The organism is Bradyrhizobium sp. ORS 278, from assembly GCF_000026145.1.
GTDB lineage: Bacteria > Pseudomonadota > Alphaproteobacteria > Rhizobiales > Xanthobacteraceae > Bradyrhizobium.
In genome coordinates, this window is the sequence record NC_009445.1 from 3,431,570 (window position 1) to 3,453,212 (window position 21,643).

Below are 21,643 nucleotides of genomic sequence, written 5' to 3' on the forward strand. Positions count from 1 at the left end.
TTAGGCCGCCTTCCGTTCCATGACGATGCTGCCGGCACCGTCGATATGCGCGTCGAAACTGTTGGAGATGAAGGTCGAGGTCTCGTCCTCGGCGATCACGGCGGGACCTGCGATGACCGCGCCGGGCGCCATCTGCTCGCGGCGATACAGCGGGATGTCGACGAAGCGGCCGGCGCGGCCGTCGAAGAATTTGCGGTGGCCCGACGCCTCGCCGGCGGGCTTGCGCGTGACCTCAGCGACGGTGGCTGGCTGGTGCGCGTCCGTCGTCGCCAGCACCGACCAGCTCAGCACCTCGATCGCGGCCCCCGGAATGGCGCGCTCGAACAGCGCGGCATAGCCGGCCTCGAAGGTCTTGCGCAGGGCAGGGAGGTCGTCCGCGGTGAGGGCACGGTTGGGCAACTCGACGCTGATCTCGTGTCCCTGGCCGACATAGCGCATGAAGGCGGAGCGGCGCTCGCGCACCGGAGCACCGGCTGCGCCCGGCTCGACCAGGGCGCGGGCTTCGTCCGCCATCTCCTGTAGCAGGGCGGAGACGAGCGTGGTGTCGAACGTATCGAGCCGCGCGTGGCGGCTGCGGACCAGCTCATAGGCAATGGGAGCCGCGAGGAAGCCGACGGCTGAGCCGACGCCGGCATTCGACGGCACGATCACTTTGGCGACACCGATCTTCTCGGCGACGCGCGCGGCATGCAGCGGCGCTGCACCGCCGAACGCAATCAGCGTGTGCTGGCCGATGATAGCGCCGCGCTCGACGGCGTGGACGCGCGCGGCGCTCGCCATGTTCTCGCAGACGACCTCATGCACCGCATAGGCCGCGGTCTCGGCATTGAGGCCGAGCGGCGCGCCGACGTCGCGGAGCAGCGCCTGCTTCGACAGTTCGGGATCGAGCTTGATGGTGCCGCCGGCAAACGCGTCGGGATCGATCATGCCGAGCGCGACGTCGGAATCGGTCACGGCCGGATGCTGGCCGCCGCGGCCATAGCACGCCGGGCCCGGCTCAGAGGAGGCGCTTTCGGGGCCGACGGTGACGCGCTTCATCGCATCGATGCGCGCGATCGAGCCGCCGCCGGCGCCGATCTCGACCATCTCGATGACGGGGATGCGCACCGGCAGGCCGGAGCCCTTGAGGAAGCGCGCGGCGCGATCGACCTCGAACACGCGCGAGCTCTCGGGCTCGAAGTCCTCGATGAGACAGATCTTGGCGGTGGTGCCGCCCATGTCGAACGACAGCACCTTGCGTTCGCCGAGCCGTGCGGCGATCTGGCCCGCGAAGATCGCGCCGCCGGCGGGACCGGATTCGACGAGGCGCACCGGGAAACGCCGCGCCGTGTCGATCGAGGTGACGCCGCCGCCGGAGGTCACGAGATAGATCGCGCCGCGGAACTGCTCGACGCGCAGCGCCTGATCCATGCGGGCGAGATAGGAGTCCATCAGCGGCTGCACATAGGCGTTGGCGACCGCGGTCGAGGTGCGCTCATATTCCCGGATTTCGGGACAGACGGCCGACGACAGCGTGATCGATACGCCTGGCATCACATCGGCCAGGATCTCGCCGGCACGACGCTCATGCGCGGGATTGGCGTAGGCGTGCAGGAAGGCGATGGCGATGCTGCTGACCTCGAGCGCGCGCAGTTGCGGAACCAGTGCGCGCACCGCCGCTTCGTCGAGCGGCAGCCTGATGTCGCCGTGAGCATCGACGCGCTCGGGAACGGTGAAGCGCAAGCTGCGCGGCACCAGCGGCTTCGGCTTGTCGATGGAGAGGTCGTACTGGTCGTAGCGGCTCTCAGTTCCAATATCCAGAACATCGCGGAAGCCTGACGTCGCGATCAGCGCCGTCTTCGCGCCGCGTCGCTCGATGATGGCGTTGGTCGCGAGCGTGGTGCCGTGAATGAAGACGTCGATGTCGGAGATGCGGGCCTTCGCATCGGCCAGGATGAGACGTGTGCCGTCGAGCACAGCCTGCTCCGGCTGAGTCGGCGTCGTCAGCACCTTGCGTGTGCGGCGGTGATCGCCGATGTCGAGAACGATATCGGTGAATGTGCCCCCGATATCGACGGCCAGCCGGACTTCGGCTCCTTCAAGCATTCAGTCATCTCCGCAAGCAACGAATTGAGGTGCAATTTGAGCAAGTCCCATGCCATTGCGCCAGAGGTGATGCGTGTTGCTGCTCTGCGTTTTGTGCGGTGCGGATTGGAGGTCGTGAAGAGATGCGCGCTCAATCCTGCTGATCGACAGAGTCGTTGTTCGGCGACATTCGCTCGATGGCGAGTCCAGGCATCGCTGCCGATCATCCGCTCTACCGTCGTCCCGGCGAACGCCGGGACCCATAACCACAGGGCGTGGTTTGAGGCAGTCACGTCGTTACGCACCATCCGCCTCATGACCGTCGCGGCGTTTGGGTCCCGGATCGGCGCCGCGTCGCGCTGATGCGCGCCGCGGCTTGTCCGGGACGACGGCGGGGGATGGTGCGCGTGCGGCGGATCTCATTGGCATGCGTTCGCATTCCCGCGGCACGATCAGCCCGAGCTCTGCAATCAGTTCACCCTCACTGAGACCGAGAGGGTGCAGGGAATGCCGGGTGAAGGCCTCACCCATGGCCCGCCTGCGAAAAAAATGCAGGCGGCAGGTACCACAGGTGCAGCCGAGCATCCGGCATTCCCTGCGCGGTGTCTTCACGTTTATACGCAGTCTCCCTGGTGCGCCGGGCTTGTTGGCCACCATGCCGCGACACTGCGCTGGCGCGCATTGCGCGGGGGATACCAGCATCGGGGTATCAGGACGCTGCGACTTCACGTCCGCAAGCATGCCGGTCGTCTGCGCGTGACGCGCGTCCGGCATGACTTTCGGCACCGCATCCCACCCCGACGTTCGTGACGACGCGTACGTCCCTCTGCATGGGGCAGGACGGCGCGGATCATACATGAGTTCCGAGAAAACGAAAGTTCAAAATTCTATTTATGCGAAATTGTTTGACATGGAGGACGCGGTGTCGCCGCATCATGGGTCCAGCGGCTCGGCCGTGGTCCGCCCCATGACAACGATCGGGCTGAAGCAGCCGAGGATCAGGCGCCTGGGATCGAAGGGAATGTCTGCGGGGATGTCGAAGCGGTCGTCGTCGCGCAGCCGCGTCTCGGCCGCATCGCATGTCGCCCGGTCGGGCCAGACCTGCCAGGAGAACACGATCTTCTCACCGGGCTTGGCGGCAACGGCGCGGCGAAAATCCGTGAGCTGGCCGTCGGGAACGTTGTCTTCCCAGGACTCGACGATTTCGATGCAGCCATATTCCCTGAACAGCAGCGCGCCACGCTCCGCCCATCGGCGATAGGCCTCCAGCTTCTCGGCGGGCACCGGGATCACAAATCCTGCGATATACATGGGCTCGTCTCCCCTGGACTCCGGCAAGGCTAGCACGACGAGGGCCAGCGCGCCCGGCCCGGCAGAGACGGGGTGTCATGGCCCTCGTGTTCCGGCGCGGCATGGCGTAAAGCAGCCGGAATCGAAGAGAGGTCTTTCCTTGTCATTCCCCGCGACCACCCCGCCGCTGGCCCGCGCTTTGGCCGAGCGCAATTATGTGAATCCCACGCCGGTCCAGCTCGCCGTGCTCGCCGAGGACGCCGAGGGTCGCGACCTCCTGGTGTCGGCGCAGACGGGCTCGGGCAAAACCGTCGCTTACGGGCTCGCAATGGCGGCGAACATGCTCGGCGAGGCCGAGCGGTTCGGCCCGGCCGCCGCGCCGCTGGCGCTGATCGTGGCGCCGACGCGCGAGTTGGCGCTGCAGGTGCAGCGCGAGCTGGCCTGGCTGTACCAGCATGCCGGCGCGCGGGTGATCTCCTGCGTCGGCGGCATGGATCCGCGCCGCGAGCAGCGTGAGCTGGAGGCGGGCGCGCATATCGTCGTCGGCACGCCGGGGCGGCTGTGCGATCATCTTCGCCGCGGGCGGCTCGACATCTCGGAGCTGAAGGCCGTGGTGCTCGACGAGGCCGACGAGATGCTCAACCTCGGCTTCCGCGAGGATCTGGAGTTCATCCTCGAGACCACGCCGGAGACTCGCCGCACGCTCTTGTTCTCGGCAACCTTTCCCCGCGGCATCGTGGCACTGGCGAAGCAGTATCAGGACGACGCGTTCCGCATCGAGGTCGAGGGCGACGAGGGCGGGCACGCTGACATCGAGTATCGCGCCATCCGCATCGCGCCCGATGATGCCGAGCATGCGGTGGTCAACCTGTTGCGGTTCTACGAATCGCCGAGCGCGATCGTGTTCTGCAACACGCGCGAGGCGGTGCGGCATCTGCAGGCGGCGCTGCTCGAGCGCGGCTTCTCGGTCGTCGCGCTGTCCGGCGAATTGACGCAGAACGAGCGCACGATGGCGCTGCAGTCGCTGCGCGACGGCCGCTCGCGCGTCTGCGTGGCGACCGACGTCGCGGCGCGCGGCATCGATCTCGCCAATCTCGATCTCGTCATCCATGCCGAGCTGCCGAACGATCCCGAGGTGATGCAGCATCGCTCGGGGCGCACGGGGCGGGCCGGGCGCAAGGGCGTCAGCGTACTCCTGGTGTCGCCGGCGCGGCGGCGGCGCGCGGAGATGCTGCTGAAGCTCGCAGGAATCGAGGCGGAGTGGGGCGCGGCGCCGCAGGCCGAGGAGATCCGCAAGCTCGACCAGGAGCGCATGCTGCAGGATTCGGTGCTGACCGAGGAGTCGACGGCGGAGGACCTGGCGCTGGCGCAGGCGCTGCTCGCGGAGCGCTCGCCGGAAGATATCGCCGCAGCACTGGTGCGGCTCTATCGCGCGAGGCTGCCGTCGCCGGAGGACATTCTCGATCCCGGCGAGGACCGCGGCCGGTCGCGGCCCGATCGTGCCGCGCGCGAGCGGCCGTCACGGGGGGAGGAGCGGGCGCCGGCGCCGCGCACCAAGGGCGGCAAGCCGTCGCGCCACGGCATGGGCGAGCCGAGCGTCTGGTTCCGCGCGGCAATCGGTCGCCGCAAGAACGCGGAGGCGCGCTGGCTGTTACCGATGATCTGCCGGCGCGGCGGCATCGACAAGCAGGACATCGGTGCGATCAAGATCTCGGACACCACGACCGAATTCGAGATCGCCGCGCGCGTCGCCGACAGCTTCACCGCCAACATCCGCCGGCCCGACAAGGAGGATACGATCCGGATCGAACCGCTCGCCGCCGCGCCGTCGGCAGCGGCCCGGCCCGACAAGCCGCCGCGGCGCAAGGCGGACGAGGGCAGCTATCATCCGCTCGATCGTGACGAGCCGCGCGACAGAGCGGACGACAAGCCGCGCGGCAAGCCGCCTCGCGACCATCAGCCGAAATCATTCCGCGAACCGGCGTTCGCGAAGAAAAAGAAGCACCGCGACAAGTCCAGCCCTGGCGGACAGGCGTTTCGTTCGAGCAACCCGCACGCGAAAGCGCCGGGTGGCAAGAAGCCGAAGGCCAAGCGTCGCGGCTGACCCAGCCGGTTGATCTTGCTGAAGTCGACCGGCAAACGTGAAGGAGGAGCCGTCCTTGAGCCGCTACGCCGTTCTGTATTTCGCCACGCTCGCCGTGCTGCTCGGCTTCGACATCCCGTTCCTCGCCATCGTCGCCAAGGGCTTCTTCCAGTCGCAGGTCGGCGAGATGCTCGGCGAAGTCCGCCCGGTGCCCGCGGTGATGTTCTATCTGATCTATATCGCGGGCGTGCTGATCTTCGTGAACGGTATGGCCGACGCCACCTGGCGCTCGACCTTGCTGTACGGCGCGCTGTTCGGCCTGTTCTGCTATGCCACCTTCGAGCTGACCTCGCTCGCCATGCTCAAGCAGTGGACCTGGGCGGTCGTCGCGCTCGACATCAGCTGGGGCGTGCTGGTGACGGCAGTGTCCGCGACGCTTGGCCTGTTGATCGCGGACTGGGTGACGCCGCGGGGGTAATCGGCAGTCAATCCGAGGCGCGCGCAGCGCGAACCCGAATCTCAAGATCCCGGGTCCGCCTATGCGAGGTGTCCCGGGATAACCTTTGCAAGCCCTGTGTGACGCCCTTTACTTCGGCTGAGGCACCACGCGCAGATACGGCTTCGGGGCCTTCCAGCCGTCGGGATAGATCGTCTTGGCCTCGTCGTCGGACACGGAGCCCGCGATGATCACGTCCTCGCCCTGCTTCCAGTCGGCGGGAGTGGCGACGCGGTGCTTGGCGGTGAGCTGCAGCGAGTCGATGACGCGGAGAATTTCCTGGAAGTTGCGGCCGGTGGTCATCGGATAGACCAGGATCAGCTTGATCTTCTTGTCGGGCCCGATGATGAACACGTTGCGGACGGTCAGATTGTCGGCGGCGGTGCGCTTGGCGGGATCGCCGGATACGGCGGCCGGCAGCATGTCGTAGAGCTTGGAGACGTTGTAATCGGTATCGCCGATCATCGGATAGTTCGGCGCCGCACCCTGGGTCTCGCGGATGTCTTCGGACCACTGCGCGTGCTTGTCCACCGGATCGACCGAGAGGCCCAGCAGCTTGACGCCGCGCTTGTCGAATTCGGGCTTCAGCCGGGCGAGGGCGCCGAGCTCGGTCGTGCATACCGGCGTGAAATCCTTCGGATGCGAGAACAACAGCGCCCAGCTGTCGCCGATCCAGTCGTGGAATTTGATCTTGCCTTCGGTGGTCTCAGCCTCGAAGTCGGGCGCGGTGGAGCCGATTTGCAGAGCCATGATGTCCTCACGTGAAGAATTGAAGGGGCGGCATAAATTGTTCTCTTGATTATAGGAAATACCGCCCACCATGGGAACCGTTTCGAAAAAAAGAGAACATCGTTCTCCTGCAGCCCCTGCGCGCAACAACTTCTTTTGAGTTCCGCTCCTGCGGCGAAACATCCGTGAGACTACCGGCTGCCCAGATTTCGCCACGTCTTGGTCGCAACACGCCGCCCCCTGGCGCCGGGGCTTTGAACTGTGATCGAGGTCACTGCGGCAAATCGGCAACCGATACAAAAACCCACAACGCCGTTTCGAACCATTAACCACTCGTTCAGACGCGGACCGACAAGGTGGGTCAACACAGCAACTGAGAAGAGAACATGGCTACCTCTGCACCAAAATCCATCGATGGTCTCGAACCCTCCTCGTGTGAGACCGCTGCTTCCGCGCTCGGCATCGTGCGCGACGGCGTGATCACCGGCGAGGGTCCGACCACCGCGGGCCGCGTGCATTTCTCCCGCATGCTCGATCCCGAGGATGCCGCCTGGTGTCTGCGCATTCTGACCGCCGCCGCGATCAACGACGCCCCGGTCAGTCGCGCCGAGGCCGAGGCGCTGTTCGAGATCGACGCTGCAGCGACCGAGCGCAAGGATGACGGTCGGTTCGAGGATCTGCTGGCCAAGGCGATCGCGCATCACACCGCTTCCGCCTCCGGCCTGCCGGTGCCGCCGCGCAGCGTGGCGCTGTCGCCGGAGACGGCGATCGAGAGCTGGGCGCCGATGAATGCGCGCGGCGTCCGCACCGACGCGCTGGAGTGGGTCGCCAAGCGCATGCGCGGCAAGCGCCAGGGCAACCGCGCGCTGCGCGCGATGGTCGCGACCCTGGTCGGCGTGAGCGTGCTGCCGCTGGCGCAATTGCCGTCGATGATCGATATCGGGATGTGAGGCGGAGCGCCTCATCCACATGGATTGTCGAGAGCGCGATGGCTTCATCGCGCTCTTTTGCTTTTTGGCCCGGGCCGCCGGCGCGCATCAGTATCGGCAGTCTTAGAAGCTTCGCATTGGGCGACGTGCTGCACGCGATCGACGGCCAGCCGGTGGATTCGCCTGACGACATGACGCGCGCGCTGGAGAGCAAGACCCCCGGTGATCGCGTCGTGCTGCGCGTGCTCCGCGCAGGCAAGACGATCGAGGTTAAGGTGACGCTCGACGTCGCGCGGTGAGGTGGTCGTGAAGCAGCGAGATGGTTCCACGCGTCATTGCGAGCGTAAGCGAAGCAATCCAGGGCGACTCTGGATTGCTTCGCTGCGCTCGCAATCACGTGGAGAGAGCGGTGGCTCGCTGGTGAACCGTAGCCCGCATGAGCGAAGCGATATGCGGGGACAGTGTTCCCGGGTGTCGCTGCGCTCACCCGGGCGACGGCAGCGCGTCGCGTTCAAAAAGGAGTGCCCCGCTTGCACGGGGCACTCGCTGATCGCTGAAAGGCCGTAATCCGACTACTTCGCCGCCGCCTTCTGCTGCGGCGCCTCGTCATCCAGGCCCACCGTGCGGCCCGGGAAGCCGGCGACGTCGAAATAGCGCTGGCTGCCGACGCGCTGCAGCTTCAGCACGGTGCGGAGCCCGCCGGCGGCCGGGTCGGACTTGATGACGTCGGTCGTGGCCTTCGGCGTCGCGCCGTTCGGCATCGCCTCGGTCATCACGCGGCCTACCAGTTTGCCCTTCGGCGCGACCTTGAGGTCGAGCAGCTTGGCCGCGGTGGCGCCGACATCGGCGTTGCTGACGGGCAGGGGATCGACGAAGCCCGCCTTGAAGTCGGGACCGATGGCGGCCATGAAGTTGTAGGTGTCGCCGCGGCCGAACGAGCCGTGCATGCCCTGGCCCTGGCGCAGCACCGTGTCGGCGACCTCGACCTGGCAATTGGTCGGCTGGTCGCAGCCAGGTGCGACGTAGGAGCGGAAGTTCACCACGATCGCGGGATGCGGCGTCACCGCCTTGCCCTGCAGGTTGATCTCCGACAGCGGCAATGTGCCGGGGATCTCGCCGAGCTTGTCGTCGACGAAGATGCCGGAGACATAATCCTGCGCCAGCAGCGCCTTCACGGTGCGGCGGGCGAGCTTCTTGTCGCCGTTCGGCAGATAGATCAGGTCGGAGCCGCCATTGGTGGCGACGACGAGGTCCGGCTTGGCCGGGTCCTTGCCGAGCACGCCGTTGCCGGACTTGGGATGCTTGCCGTCGGGTACCGCGGCGTTCTTGTCGTTGGGATCGAACAGCGGCAGGTCGAGCGCCTTCGCGAGGTCGATCGCCAGGAAGCCCATCGGCAGGAAATCCTTCGGCGTGTCGTCATAGCTGACCTTGGCCGAGGGCGAGGTCTTGCTCTCCTTGGAGATGGTCGAGAAGCCGTGGTCGGCCTGCACCATGATGTTGGTCGAGGAAGCAAGCCCGAGATCATCGAGCGCCTTGCGCAGCGCGGCGAGATTGTCGTCGGCATTCTTGATGCTGGCCATCGAGGTCGGGCCGTTGATGCCCGGCGTGATGGTGTTGAGGCTGTCGCCCTGATTGTGCTGGCTGCCGTCGGGGTCACGCGACCAGAACACCAGCACGAACGGCTTGTTGCGGGCCTTGAACATCGGCAGCACCACCTTGGTGGCGACGTCGACCATATAGGCCTGCTGGGCGACGTTGGCCGAGGTGGTGCCCGGTGTCTTGGCATCGCCCGCCTTGCCATTGTCGCCGCGCGACGGCGTCGCCAGCGGCAGCCCGGCCTTGCCGATGGCGTCTTTGATCTCGTCGGTCAGCGGCACGCCGGCCTTGCCGCCGGTGGAATCGTCGATCACGATCGACGATGTCGCGCCGGGCTTGCAGGGGCAGCCGGTGTGGTCGAACAGATAGGTCGGGCCGAGCTTGCCGATCGCGGCCGTGGAATAGCCGGCCTTGCGGGCGAGCTTCAGGATCGTGTCCTCGTTGAGATAGTCGCCGTTGAAATGCTCGTCGATGTCGCCGAGCACGGCGTCGTTCTCGATGAAGGGCACGACGGTGTCGCCGGCCGGCACCGAGGTGTAGCCGGTGAAGATGGTGTTCGAGAACGTGCCGGTGTCGCCGAGATAGTGGCCGGTCGCCATGGCCGAGCCGTTGGCCATGGTGAAAGTCGGAAACAGCGAGTGCGAGTTCTTGAAATTGACGCCCTTGTCGCGGACGGCGGCCATGGCCGGCGCGGTCTCCGGCGTCACCTTTGCCGCGCGCAGACCGTCGGGAATGAACAGGATGAGGTTACGGGGCGTGGCGTTCTGCGCAAATGCGGCACTGGACGACAAGAGGGTCAGTCCGGCGCACAGCAGCACGAGCGGGCGGCGCATTGATAACTCCTGAAAGCAATCGGCGGAATCGCGGCGTCTCGCCGCAGGCAAGAGCTTTAGTTTTGCCAGGTGACGGTTTTGTTACAAGGGGGAAGGCTGCGACGAGGCCGGCTCGCGACAGGAATTTCGCGCGGCGGTAGTCCCTTGCAGGAACCTGGGTGTGGCTTTCCGGTTGTCGGCTCGCAACAACCCCAGGGAGCACACCATGGCTGCAGACAAAGACCTCAACGAACTCTTCCTCGATACGCTGAAGGACATCTACTACGCCGAGAAGCAGATCCTGAAGAATCTGCCGAAGATGGCCAAGGCGGCGCAGTCGCAGAAGCTGTCAGCGGCGTTTGAGAAGCACCAGGAGGAGACCGAGGGCCAGATCGAGCGCCTGGAGCAGATCTTCGAGCTGCTCGGCAAGCCCGCGCGCGGCAAGCGTTGCGATGCGATCGAGGGCATCCTCGACGAGGGCAAGGAGATCATGACGGAGTACAAGGGCACGTCGGCGCTCGATGCCGGCCTGCTGGCTGCGGCGCAGGCCGTCGAGCACTACGAGATCTCGCGCTACGGCACCTTGAAGTCCTGGGCCAACAAGCTCGAACTCAAGCAGGCCGTCAAGCTGCTCGACCAGACCCTGAACGAGGAGAAGAAGACCGACGATCTCCTGACCAAGGTCGCCGAGAGCGAGGTCAACTACGAGGCGGCTGCCTGATCACCGCGCACGCTCTACCCTTGAATGGCCGCCGCTAGTGCTGCAATCAGCGCTGGCGGCGTTGCCACGAGTCCGATCTTGAGAAATTGCCAGGCCGACACCTCGATCTTTTCGCGCCGCAGCGCCGTCAGCCACAGGATGGTCGCGAGCGAGCCCGTGACCGAGATGTTCGGCCCGAGATCGACCCCGATCAGGATCGAGCGGATGACTTCTTGCGGCAGGTGATCGCTCGCCGCGACCGAGCCTGCGACGAGCCCGACCGGCAGATTGTTGGCGATGTTGTCGGCGACCGCCGTGATCAGGCCGGCAGCCCAGGCGGTTCCCGCCGGTGACTGACTGACGCCCTGATGCAGCCAGGCGCTGAGCTGGCCGATCGCACCAAGGCGGCCCAATCCCTCCACCATCACGAACAGCCCGCCGACCAGCGGCAGCACGCCCCAGGACACGCCCTTGAGGATCGGCCAGGGCGACTGCCGGCTGACCAGCAGGATCGCGGCCGCCGTGACCACGCCGCAGACGAAGGTCGGCAGGCCCAGCTGCACGTCGAGCGCGGACGCCGTCAGCAGCACGGCGGCAATCGCGATGATGCCCATCGCCGCGAGCCGGCCCTCGCGGCTCAGATGGGGCTTGTCGGCGTCAGTGCGCAGCGTCTCGTCGCTTAGCGCACGGCGCTGGGTCAGCCACAAGGCCACATAGGTGAGGGCGATGGCCGCAATCGAGGGCAGGGTGAACTGGCGCAGCCATTCGGTCAGATGCGGCATGCGCTCGCCGAACACCACGAGGTTGGCCGGGTTTGAGATTGGCAGCACGAAGCTCGCCGCGTTGGCGATGAAGGCGCAGACGTAGAGGTAAGGCAGCGGCGAGGCGCCGGCGGCGCGCGTCGCGGCATAGACGGCGGGCGTCAGCACGATCGCGGTGGCGTCGTTGGAGAGCAGCACGGTGACCAGGGTGCCGACCGCATAGACCAGCAGGAACAGCAGCTGCGGCGAGCCGCGCGCATGCTCCACCGCATAGGCGGCCAGATAATCGAACAGACCTTCGCGGCGCGCGAGCTCGGCGATCAGCATCATGCCGATCAGGAACAGATAGACGTCGATGCCCTTGCGGATGCCGGCGAGCGCGTCCGTCCAAGGCAGCAGACCGAGCGCGACGAGCAGGACCGCGCCGGCCACCGCCCAGATTGCTTCGGGCAGCCGGAAGGGGCGAATAATGACGCCGGCGGTGGCGGTGATGATGATGGCGTAGGTGAGCCAGGTCGGGTGTGCGAGCATGATCGGGGATCGTTAGAGCAAATCATTCGGCGGGGATAGCGGGCGCGGCGGCGGCGTCCGGATGCGCGGCCTCCGCTCCGCCGGTCTCGGGCAGCAGCAGCCAGCACACGGCCACGGCGACCGCGGCCGTTGCGCCGAGCACCAGGAATGCGGCGCTGTAGCCGCCATGGACCACGACGAGGCCGGCCATCGCGGTGGAGAGCGCTGCTCCGATACTCTGCGCAGTGATGACGGCGCCCTGCGCGACGTTAAAGCGGCCGGTGCCACGCATCAGGTCGGCGACGATCACCGGCATGATTGCGCCGAAGATGCCGGCGCCGACGCCGTCGAGCAGCTGCACGCCGACCAGCCAAGCCTTGTCGTCGGACAGCGTATAGAGCACCGCGCGCAGCGGCAGGATCAGGAGCGCTGCGAGGAAGAAGCGCTTGTGGCCCCAGCGATCGGCGCGGGCGCCGACCAGGAGAGCCATCGGCACCATCACGACTTGGGCGGCGGCGATGCAGGCCGACATCAGGCTGGTGCCGAGATTCTTGTCCTGCAAGGCGAGCTTCTGGCCGACCAGCGGCAGCATCGCCGCGTTGGCGAGATGGAACAACGCCACGCAGATCGCGAAGATGAGCAGCGGGCGGCAAGTGAGCAGAATGCCCAGGCCGGAGGGTTGCCCGCCTTGGTCGCTCGAGCCGCGGTCTTTCTGATGCGCCAGGCCGCGCGCAGCATCATGATCGATGGCGCGCTCAGGGATGGCGAGCACGCTGATGAGGCTGCCGGCGGAGGTGACCGCCATCAGGTAGAACACGGCGGATGGCCCGAGCGCGTAGGCGGCCGCGCCCGCGATGACGGCGCCGACCGCGTTGCCGGCATGGTTGAAGGTCTCGTTGCGCCCGATCCGCGCGGTGAAGGCGCGGGCGCCGACGATGCCGAGCGACACCGCCGCGATCGCCGGCGCGAAGATCACGCCGGCCGCGTTGGCGATGCTCTGCGAGATCGCCACCGGCCAGAAGCTCGACATCAGCGGCAGCGCCAGGGACGCTGCCGTGACGATGATCGCGGCCACGATCATGATCATGCGCTTGGCCCGGGTCGCATCGACCAGCGCGCCGGCCGGTGTCTGCGCCACGATGCCGGCGATGGTCGCCAGGGACATCACGACGCCGATCGAGGCTTCGTCCCACTTCTGCTCGGTGAGCAGATAGATCGCGAGATAGGGACCGAGGCCGTCGCGCACGTCGGCCAGGAAGAAATTGGCGGCGTCGAGCGCGCGGCTCGCCCGGCGCGTGGTGATCTCATCCTGGGACATGGCTGGCGGCCTCGGTTCATCTGACTATCGTGAGCACGCGCGATCACGCGTGGGCGTGATCATGCCTGGGTCCATGCTTGTGCTTGGGTCCATGTTTGGGCCCGTGCTTCGGGCCATGCTCATGCTCACGCTTGTGCTCATGCTTGGGGCGTGGCTTGGCGTGCTTGATCGGCGCCAGGGACTTCACGCTCGCGCCGGCCTCGCGGGCATGAATGACCCGGCCGAAGCAGGTCTCGATGCCGTCGCCGCGTACGGCGAGCGTGGCCTTGGGCGCGAGCAACTCGGCGATATCAGTGGCTTCCTTGGGCCCGACCCTGATGACGGTGCCGTCGGTGAGCAGGGCGCCGCGCAGCTCGCCCTTCGGCCCGAACAGCGACAGCCGCACCGTGCCCTCGGCGTCCATCTTCTGATGGTCGTGCTCGGGATGCTCACGGTCGTCGTCCGGTCCTTGGTCGACGATCTGATGTCCGTTCGGCCCAGTGATGGCGACTGCGGCAAGCAAGTCAGCACCACGCGGTTTTACCGCGTGCACGCCGACCTCATCGCCGGCCTTGATATGACGCGTCAGCTCCGCCTCCATGTGCGGAGGGGTGTGAACGAGCAAGTCCTTGTCGCCCGCGCGCATGACGAAGCCATCGACCTCGCCATGAGGATTGAGCACGAAGCGCTCGAGAATGCCGGTCACGGCCGGCAGGCTTTCAGGGTCGATCCAATGCATGATTGTCTCCTCAGTTCTGTTCGTTGGGTTTGAAAGGTCTCAGCCGCGCGGCGGCGGAGGGCCGAGCCGGTCGGGACCGCCCTTCGGGCCGCGCGGCGGTCGCGGGCCTTCGATCTCGGTCAACTGATCGGGCGAAGTGCCGATCGCCCTGACGTCGACGAGCTTGCCGAGCGCGGTCTCCAGCAGGTCGCCGCGCACCGAAATCGTCTGGCCGGGACGCAGCGTGTCGGCGAGGCGCTCCGCTTCCGGCGGTGGTAGCCGCAGCTCGGTGCCGTCGTCGAGCACCGCGCCGTTGACCTCGCCGCGCTTGCCGTGCAGCAGCGTGGCGATGCGTCCGCTGATCGTCTGCTCGTTGGCGCGCCGGCCGGGCCCATCGGGCGGGCCGTTGTCGACCACGCTCTTGCCCGTCGCGATGTTGGTGACCTGGCTGGCGTCGACCAGCGGCAGCGCGCGGGCGCGCAAGCCCCGCACGGAGACGCCGTCACCCGGCTTGATCGTGAACACGATCTGCGCGGTGAGATGCGGCGGCAGCTTCACCTCGGTGCCGTCATTGAGGATCAGCCCATCGACGTCGCCGCGCGGCGTCAGCGTGTACTGCTTGACGATGCCGCGCGTCTCCGGCAGCTGCGATGCGTCCCATGTCGCATCGGGGGGAGACAGCGGTGCCTGGGCATAGGCATAGGTGCCGAGGCCGGCTGCGGCGAGCACGAGCGCACCCATGATCGGCGTCATCTTTCGCGTCATCCTGGAACTCCTTGTCGTTGGTTGGTGACGCGTTCTGTTTCGCAACGGCCGTGCCAATCGCGGGTTGCCGACAAATCAATGGGTTGCATGAGCGTGACGCGCGCTAGACGTCGTCTTTCCCGACGATGCGCGTCAGATTTCCTGACGCCTCTTCAGCGAGCCCGTAGCGCTGCATCTTGGTGTAGAGCAGCTGCCGGTTGATGTTGAGCTGCCGCGCGGCTTCGGTGCGGTTGCCGCTGCAGTCCGCGAGCGCGCGCCGGATCATGCGTTCCTCGAGCCGCGCGACCGCAGCCGGCAGATCCGTTGCCGGATCGATGTCCTCAGCGATCGGGGCTGCGGCGATGTCGATGTCCTCGGCTTCGATCAAGCCGCCACGCGTCAGCACGCAGGCGCGCTCGATCACATTGCGCAGCTCGCGCACATTGCCGGGCCAGGGCGCACGAACGAGCTTGTCGATCGCCGCTTCGCTCAGTTGCGGGCGCGCGCGCCCATTGGCAGCGAGCGCGAGGAAGTGACCGGCGAGCAGCAGAATGTCCTCGCTGCGCTCGCGCAGCGGCGGCAGCTCGATCGGGATGACGTTCAAGCGATAGTAGAGATCCTCGCGGAAGGCGCCGCTCGCGACTTGCCTGGCGAGATCGCGATGCGTGGCAGCGACGACGCGGGCGGCCACCCTCACCGGCTTGCCGCCGACCGGCGCGATCACGCGCTCCTGCAGCGCGCGCAGGATCTTGGCCTGCATCGCAGGCGGCATGTCGCCGATCTCGTCGAGGAAGAGTGTCCCCGCGCCGGCATCGCGAAATGCGCCGGAGCGATCCGAGGTGGCGCCGGTGAAGGACCCCTTCACATGGCCGAACAACTCGCTTTCGAGCAGGTCCTGCGGGATCGCCGCGCAGTTCACGGCGATGAAGGGGCTCGCGCTGCGCCGGCTGTGGACATGCAGCGCGCGTGCGACCAGCTCCTTGCCGGTGCCGGTCTCGCCGCGGATTAGCACCGTCGCGTCGGCGTCGGCGGCGAGACCGATGATCTTCTGCACCCGTCGCATCGCTTCGCTGGTGCCGATCAGGCCGCTGTCATCGCGGCCGCGAATGTCCTGCTGCGGCCGGGTTCGCGGCGGCAGCCGCTCGATCAACTCACGCAGGGCGTCGCGGCCGATTGGCTTGACCAGATGATCGAAAGCGCCGAGCCGCATCGCCTCGATGGTGTTTTCCGGGCTTGCATAGGCCGTCAGCACGATCACCGGCGGCGCTTCGGCGTCGGCACGGATCCGACGCAAGGTCTCGATGCCGTCGATCCCGGGCATGCGCAGGTCGAGCAGGATGGCGTCGGTCTCGGCCGAGACCATGCCGATCGCCTCGCGCCCCGATGCAGCCGTTAGCGTGTCGTGACCGAGATCGGTCAGCGTCTCCGCGAGACCGTCGCGCAGCGCCGCATCGTCGTCGACGATCAGGATGGTGGCCATGGGAGGGAGATCTCGAAGCTGGAGCCGTGACGAGTGTGTGCGAGTTGCACCTCGCCATGGTGGGCGCGGGCGATCTCGCGCACGATGGCGAGGCCGAGGCCGGTGCCTTCGGCGCGGCTGCTGACGAAGGGTTCGAACAGGCGATCCTTGATGCGGGCATCAACGCCGGGCCCGCTGTCGATGACGCGAAAGAGCAGTCGCGCGTCCTGGATCTCGGCGGCCACGACGATCTCGCTTCGCTCCGGCGCATTCTGGATCGCGTTAAGGATCAGGTTGTCGAGCGCACGCTGCATCTGGACAGGATCGAAGCAGGCGGCCTCGGTGGCGGAGGGTGCGCGCATGTGCAATTCCAGTCCGCGACGCGCGGCCAGCTCGCGATGCGTCTCGATCGTCGCGTGCAGGAAGGCCGCGAGATCGACAGCACGCGTGGCGGGCCGGCTCGCCTGGGTCATGGCGAGCAGATCACGCAACAACGCATCGAGCCGCGCGACCTGTTGCAGGATCGCTTCGAGCGCGCGGCCCTTGCGCGTGGGATCGGGCGAGGCGAGCGCATTCTCGGCTTTCAATCGCATCGCCGCGATCGGGTTGCGGATCTCGTGGGCGAGGTTCGCCGAGAGACGGCCGACGGCGGCAAGCCGCTCAGCCGCCGTTGCCCTTTCGCGCTCCGCTGCGAGCCGGTGGCCGGCATCGTTGACGGCATCGACCAGGCGATCGAGCTCGCGCGCGCCGGTGTGCGGCAGCTGCGGAAGGTCGGCGGCTGCGGGCGCCACGCCAAGCGCATGCTCGATAATGGCGATACGGCGCGACCACGAGGCCAGGATGAAAGCCAGCCAGATGGCCGAGCCAAGCAGCGTGAGCGCCAGCACCGAGAGACCAGTCAGCAGATGCGCGTAGGCCGGACCCTCCGCGGTGGCCGCGCGCGTCATCGTCCATGCCGTGACGTTCGGCAGCGGCCCGCGCAGCGGGCAGGCATGGACGATCAGGGTCTGCGAGCGTCCGGCGTTTTCCGTCGTCGCGGGACGGCCGCTGCGCTGGGCGTCGCCATTGACCTGCTGAATGACGCTGAGCTCTGCTGCGGGGAGATCGGTTTTCGGGCCCGTGCCCTCATAGGTCGGATAGGAATAGGCAAGCGAGCCATGCTCGGCCTGCCAGATGCCGCCCTCGACGCCCGGCGATGCCGCCAGCGCGGACTGCACCACGGGAATGAGGTCCTGCTTGATGCGATCATCGATCGGCGCGCCGCCCCAGCCCGCGACGAAGAACTGATAGCGGTCTGCGATATCGCGGCAGCCGCGAACCACGAGATCTTGCGCGCGCGCGACGCGCGCCTGCGACGATTGCTGAAACGACTCGACCAGAAGATAGGCCGTCGCCGCGCCGGAGACTGCCAGCATGAGCCAGAGCGCCGACAGCCGCGAGCGTAGGGAGCGCATCGATTGGTCCGCAATGACAAGGGATGCCTGAGCGCGCAAAGCCTTCCGCAGGACACGGATCGGTGCACGTCATCACGGAAAGGAACGCCTGATCTGCAACAATGGTTCCCGCGCTACCGGCTCACCGTGGCAGTGGCGCCTTCTCGGCCATGGCCTTGCGCAGGATGCGCGACAGTGACTCCACCGAGTAGGGCTTCTTGATCAGCTCGAAGCCATGATGGGCGTTCTCCGCGAGCACGTGGCTGTAGCCGGAGGTGAGCACCACCGGCAAGCCGGGAAAGCGTTCGCGGATGATGCCGGCGAGCTCCAGGCCGTTGATGCCGGGCATGATGACGTCGGAGAACACGAGATCGACCGCGAACTCGTTGTCGGCGAGGATGGCCAGCGCATCCTGCGCGTTCGACACGCGGCGGGTGACGTAGCCGAGATCTTCAAGCAGCTCGGTCGAGAATTGCCCGACCTCGTCATTATCCTCGACCACCAGGACGCGATAGCCGCGGCCGATGGTGGCGGGCTCGATCCGCGCGACGCCGGCATCCGTGCCAGACTGCGGCGCGGCCGCCTGCGGCAGATAGATCGTGAAGGTCGCGCCATGGCCGAGCCGGCTGTCGACGGCGATGTCGCCTTCGGACTGCTTGGCGAAGCCGAACGCCTGGCTGAGGCCAAGGCCGGTGCCCTTGCCGACCTCCTTGGTCGTGAAGAACGGCTCGAAGATCGCGTTGATGTTCTGTGGTGCAATGCCGGCGCCGGTATCGCTCACCGAAATCGCGATGAAGGCACCGGGGCGCGCGGTCTGGCCGCGCAAGGACGGAATATGATCGGTCCGTTGCACGCCGATCGTCAGCCGCCCTTCGCCGTTCATGGCATCGCGCGCGTTGACCGCCAGGTTGATCAACGCGGTCTGGAATTGGGCGATGTCGGCGAGCGTGAACAGTCTGGCGTCGTCGATGGCCAGCTCGATGTGGATGCGGCTGCCGACCAGCGGACGGATCAGCTGCACCACGCTCTCGACCTGCTCGCCGACATTGAACACTTGCGGCGTCAGCGGCTGCCGTCGCGCGAAGGCCAGCAATTGCCCGGTCAGCTTGGAGGCGCGCTCGACGGTCTCGGAGATCGCATCGACATAGCGCCGTCGCCGCTCCTCGGGCAGATCGCGCCGGCGCAGGAAATCGGTCGCCGAGCGAATGATCGTCAGCAGATTGTTGAAGTCATGCGCGACGCCGCCGGTCAGCTGTCCCACTGCTTCCATCTTCTGCGACTGGCGCAGCAGTTCCTCACCCTGGATGCGCTCGGTGACATCGACGGCTTCGGCGACCGCGCCCATGATCGCCTCGTGCTGATCAAACAAGGGCCGCATCGACAGCTCGAAATGGCGATCGCCGTTGGCGAATTCGAGCCGGACCTCCGTGCGGAAACTGTCGCCGGACAGCACGCGCGCGAACGCCTTGCGCAGCATGTCGCTGACGCCCGTGGTGTCGGCGAACCAGGGCGCGTTCCACAGTGGCTGGCCGATCACATCCACGCCGCCGGCGCGCATGCCCATGACGGCGATGCGATTGGCGTGGGTGATACGGCCTTCGGTGTCGAGGATCGCCTGATATTGGTTGCTGGTGTCGAAGATGGCGCGCATGCGCGCCTCGTTGGCTTCGAGCTGGGAGGTCCGCTCGCGGATCCGCTCCTCGAGCGTTTCGTTGATGCGCCGCAGCTCGATCTCGCCTTGCTTGGCGGCGGTCACGTCATGGGCGACACCGATGAAGCCGATGTGCCGGCCGTTCGCGTCCCAGCGCGGCTGTGACTCCGAGCGCAGCCAGCGCCACTCGCCGTCCACGCGGCGATAGCGTGCCTCGAGAAAGAACGGCTTCAGCGAGCATTCGCCGGATTGCTGCTGGGCCAGGATACGCGGCAGGTCCTCCGGATGCAGCACCTTGCGCCAGTCGAAGGCCATCGCCTCGTCATGGGGCAGGCCGAGAAAGTCGACATAGGCCTGATTGACGAAGGACCGGGTGCGATCGAGCTTGGTCACCCAGATCGGCACCGGCGCGCTGTCGGCGATCAGGCGAAAGCGCTCCTCGCTCTCGCGCAGCTTGGCCTGCGCGAGCATCTGGTCGGTGACATCGATATGCGCGCCAACCAGCCGGATGGCGCGGCCGTTGCGGTCGCGCTCGATCCTGGCGATCACCCTGATCCAGCGGATTTCGCCGTCGTTCGGACGGATGATCCGGTATTCGGTGGTATAGTCTTCCTGCTTGCTCTTGACCGCGGCGATGAAGTCCTGCTCCGCCTTGGCACGGTCGTCCGGATGGATGCGCCGGACCCAATCCTCGTGGGTCTCGTTGGCGGCTTCGGGAGGCAGGCCGTGAATGATGAGATATTCGGGGGAGCGGCGGTTGCGAAAACCCTCGCGGAGATCGACCTCGACGCCGCCCACGCGACCGATCCGCTGGATCCGCGCCAGCTCCGCCTCGCGCTCCTGCAGCGCCCGATAGGCCTGGTCGCGGTCGCGCGCGATCTCCTCGATGTGCTGGCGCAGCTCGGCCGCGCCTGCGGCTTCCGGAAGGACTTCGTCTCGTGGCGCATCCGCGCGGTTCATGCTGACCTGCACTGGGAGAGCAAGCGGTCGCCGGACCATTTCACCGGAGGTGTTCGGAAGGTTGGCGACATTGGGGTCAATGAAAGCAGATTGGCCAGCGATTGAGGCGGGCAAACGCCCGCATGACGTGAACGTCGAGGCAGATAAAAAGTTCCGCAGCGGCGGAACGGACTGTTACTGTCGTGCGTCGTCAGGCGCTGAACAACCGCAACACGTAGGTCCATACCGTGAAGCTCTTCGTCTGTCAGGCCTGCAAGAACATCCTGTATTTCGAGAACCGCAGCTGCGGACGCTGCGGCCATCAGCTCGCGTTCATGCCGGAGAGCCAGACGCTGTCGGCGATCGAGCCGGCCGACGACGGCTTTCGCACGCTGGCCGACGGCAAGACCGGACGGTTCTTCTGCGCGAATGCCGAGCATGACGCCTGCAACTGGCTGCTCGAGATCGGCGAGACCGCAGGATTCTGCCGCGCCTGCCGGCACAATGGCACCATCCCCAATCTGTCCGACCCGGCGCAACTTGCCGGTTGGCGCGAACTGGAGGTGGCCAAGCACCGGCTGCTGTATTCGCTGATCCGCTGGAAGCTGCCGCTGAAAACGCGGATCGAGGATCCGCAGCACGGGCTGATCTTCAACTTCCTGGCCGATGATCCCACCGGCCAGCAGAAGGTTATGACCGGTCACGACAACGGCCTGATCACGATCGCGCTCGCCGAAGCCGACGACATCGAGCGCGAGCGCCGCCGGCTGGAGATGGACGAGCCGTACCGCACCTTGCTCGGGCATTTCCGCCACGAGGTCGGGCATTATTTCTGGGACGTGCTGGTGCGCGATGCCGGCAGGCTCGACGCCTGCCGCGCCGTGTTCGGCGACGACAGCCAGGATTATGGTGAGGCGCTGAAGCGCCACTACGATCAGGGCGCCCCGGCGAATTGGCAGGACAATTTCGTCTCGGCCTATGCGACAACCCATCCCTGGGAAGACTTCGCCGAGACCTGGGCGCACTATCTGCACATCGTCGACACGCTGGAAATGGCCTCCGAGTTCGGCATCGAGATCGATCCGCCGGCTGACCAGATCGGCGGGCTGACCGCGCGGGTCACCTTCGATCCGTATGTGGTCAAAGACATCGATAGGATCGTCAATGCCTGGCTGCCGTTCACCTTCGCCATGAATAGCGTGGCCCGGGCGATGGGCGCGCGCGATCTCTATCCCTTTATCCTGACGCCTCCCGTCATCGAAAAGCTCGGCTTCATCCATGAGCTGGTGCGCCATGGCGCGCTGCAGACCACGACGGCGCCTCTGGCGCCGGAAAAGCCGCAGGCCGAACAGAAGGAGGAGGCCGGGGCGGTATGAACCCGGCCTTGACTCCTGAGAACATAAAGTGAACAAAGGCGGTCGCAGATATCGAC

General features: G+C 66.6%; 17 protein-coding genes. 6 read left to right on the forward strand and 11 right to left on the reverse strand.

Translation table 11 applies throughout. The features are described from left to right. Both BRADO_RS15145 and BRADO_RS15150 read right to left on the reverse strand, forming a co-directional pair. Positions 1–2,085: a hydantoinase/oxoprolinase family protein gene (locus BRADO_RS15145; protein WP_011926189.1), complete on the reverse strand. Its 2,085-nt coding sequence runs from the start codon at positions 2,083–2,085 to the stop codon at positions 1–3. A 912-nt stretch (positions 2,086–2,997) separates the two neighbouring features. Further along, positions 2,998–3,375, reverse strand: a complete 378-nt coding sequence (locus BRADO_RS15150) for a DUF1428 domain-containing protein (RefSeq protein ID WP_041756541.1) — start codon at positions 3,373–3,375, stop codon at positions 2,998–3,000. Positions 3,376–3,514: 139 nt separating this feature from the next. Between BRADO_RS15150 and BRADO_RS15155 the strand changes: the two genes are divergently transcribed. Both BRADO_RS15155 and BRADO_RS15160 read left to right on the forward strand, forming a co-directional pair. Next, positions 3,515–5,458: a DEAD/DEAH box helicase gene (locus tag BRADO_RS15155; RefSeq protein ID WP_041756543.1), complete on the forward strand. Its 1,944-nt coding sequence runs from the start codon at positions 3,515–3,517 to the stop codon at positions 5,456–5,458. A 55-nt stretch (positions 5,459–5,513) separates the two neighbouring features. Further along, positions 5,514–5,915, forward strand: coding sequence for a DUF2177 family protein (locus tag BRADO_RS15160; RefSeq protein ID WP_041757515.1), 402 nt, complete (start codon positions 5,514–5,516; stop codon positions 5,913–5,915). A gap of 108 nt (positions 5,916–6,023) precedes the next feature. Here BRADO_RS15160 and BRADO_RS15165 read toward each other — a convergent pair whose 3' ends face one another. Next, positions 6,024–6,683 (reverse strand): peroxiredoxin, encoded by a 660-nt coding sequence (locus BRADO_RS15165; RefSeq protein ID WP_011926194.1) that lies wholly within the window; start codon positions 6,681–6,683, stop codon positions 6,024–6,026. A gap of 365 nt (positions 6,684–7,048) precedes the next feature. On the opposite strand from BRADO_RS15165, the gene BRADO_RS15170 reads away from it, so the two are divergent. Together BRADO_RS15170 and BRADO_RS34030 are read left to right on the forward strand one after the other, a co-directional pair. Continuing rightward, complete coding sequence (locus BRADO_RS15170) at positions 7,049–7,612, forward strand: hypothetical protein (RefSeq protein ID WP_011926195.1); 564 nt, start codon at positions 7,049–7,051, stop codon at positions 7,610–7,612. A 38-nt stretch (positions 7,613–7,650) separates the two neighbouring features. After that, positions 7,651–7,890, forward strand: coding sequence for a PDZ domain-containing protein (locus tag BRADO_RS34030; protein WP_244423042.1), 240 nt, complete (start codon positions 7,651–7,653; stop codon positions 7,888–7,890). A gap of 273 nt (positions 7,891–8,163) precedes the next feature. Here the strand turns inward: BRADO_RS34030 and BRADO_RS15175 are convergent, their stop codons facing one another. Next, entirely contained in the window at positions 8,164–10,020 is a 1,857-nt protein-coding gene (locus BRADO_RS15175; RefSeq protein WP_011926196.1) for an alkaline phosphatase family protein, read from the reverse strand. A 205-nt stretch (positions 10,021–10,225) separates the two neighbouring features. Here BRADO_RS15175 and BRADO_RS15180 point away from each other — a divergent pair, with 205 nt between their 5' ends. Further along, positions 10,226–10,720, forward strand: coding sequence for a ferritin-like domain-containing protein (locus BRADO_RS15180; protein WP_006610550.1), 495 nt, complete (start codon positions 10,226–10,228; stop codon positions 10,718–10,720). A 14-nt stretch (positions 10,721–10,734) separates the two neighbouring features. On the opposite strand, the gene BRADO_RS15185 is transcribed toward BRADO_RS15180, so the two are convergent. The 7 genes from BRADO_RS15185 to BRADO_RS15215 all read right to left on the reverse strand — a co-directional run bounded on the left by BRADO_RS15185 (position 10,735) and on the right by BRADO_RS15215 (position 20,232). After that, positions 10,735–11,991, reverse strand: a complete 1,257-nt coding sequence (locus BRADO_RS15185; RefSeq protein ID WP_011926197.1) for an arsenic transporter — start codon at positions 11,989–11,991, stop codon at positions 10,735–10,737. A 22-nt stretch (positions 11,992–12,013) separates the two neighbouring features. Continuing rightward, positions 12,014–13,288: an MFS transporter gene (locus BRADO_RS15190; protein ID WP_011926198.1), complete on the reverse strand. Its 1,275-nt coding sequence runs from the start codon at positions 13,286–13,288 to the stop codon at positions 12,014–12,016. 43 nt (positions 13,289–13,331) lie between these two features. Continuing rightward, positions 13,332–14,006 carry a hypothetical protein gene (locus tag BRADO_RS15195; protein ID WP_011926199.1) on the reverse strand — a complete coding sequence of 225 codons (675 nt, stop codon included), beginning with the start codon at positions 14,004–14,006 and terminating at the stop codon, positions 13,332–13,334. 39 nt (positions 14,007–14,045) lie between these two features. Continuing rightward, a complete protein-coding gene (locus tag BRADO_RS15200) occupies positions 14,046–14,738 on the reverse strand; it encodes an OB-fold nucleic acid binding domain-containing protein (RefSeq protein WP_011926200.1) in 693 nt (230 codons plus the stop codon). A gap of 115 nt (positions 14,739–14,853) precedes the next feature. After that, the gene (locus tag BRADO_RS15205; RefSeq protein ID WP_011926201.1) at positions 14,854–16,209 is read right to left on the reverse strand and encodes a sigma-54 dependent transcriptional regulator; all 1,356 of its coding nucleotides are present in this window, start codon (positions 16,207–16,209) and stop codon (positions 14,854–14,856) included. After that, positions 16,194–17,642, reverse strand: coding sequence for a HAMP domain-containing sensor histidine kinase (locus BRADO_RS15210; RefSeq protein ID WP_041756545.1), 1,449 nt, complete (start codon positions 17,640–17,642; stop codon positions 16,194–16,196). The genes BRADO_RS15205 and BRADO_RS15210 overlap by 16 nt, the downstream gene beginning before the upstream one ends. Positions 17,643–17,763: 121 nt before the next feature. After that, the gene (locus BRADO_RS15215) at positions 17,764–20,232 is read right to left on the reverse strand and encodes a PAS domain-containing protein (protein ID WP_083794885.1); all 2,469 of its coding nucleotides are present in this window, start codon (positions 20,230–20,232) and stop codon (positions 17,764–17,766) included. A gap of 227 nt (positions 20,233–20,459) precedes the next feature. On the opposite strand from BRADO_RS15215, the gene BRADO_RS15220 reads away from it, so the two are divergent. Then, positions 20,460–21,587, forward strand: coding sequence for a putative zinc-binding metallopeptidase (locus BRADO_RS15220; protein WP_011926204.1), 1,128 nt, complete (start codon positions 20,460–20,462; stop codon positions 21,585–21,587). Positions 21,588–21,643 lie beyond the last annotated feature (56 nt).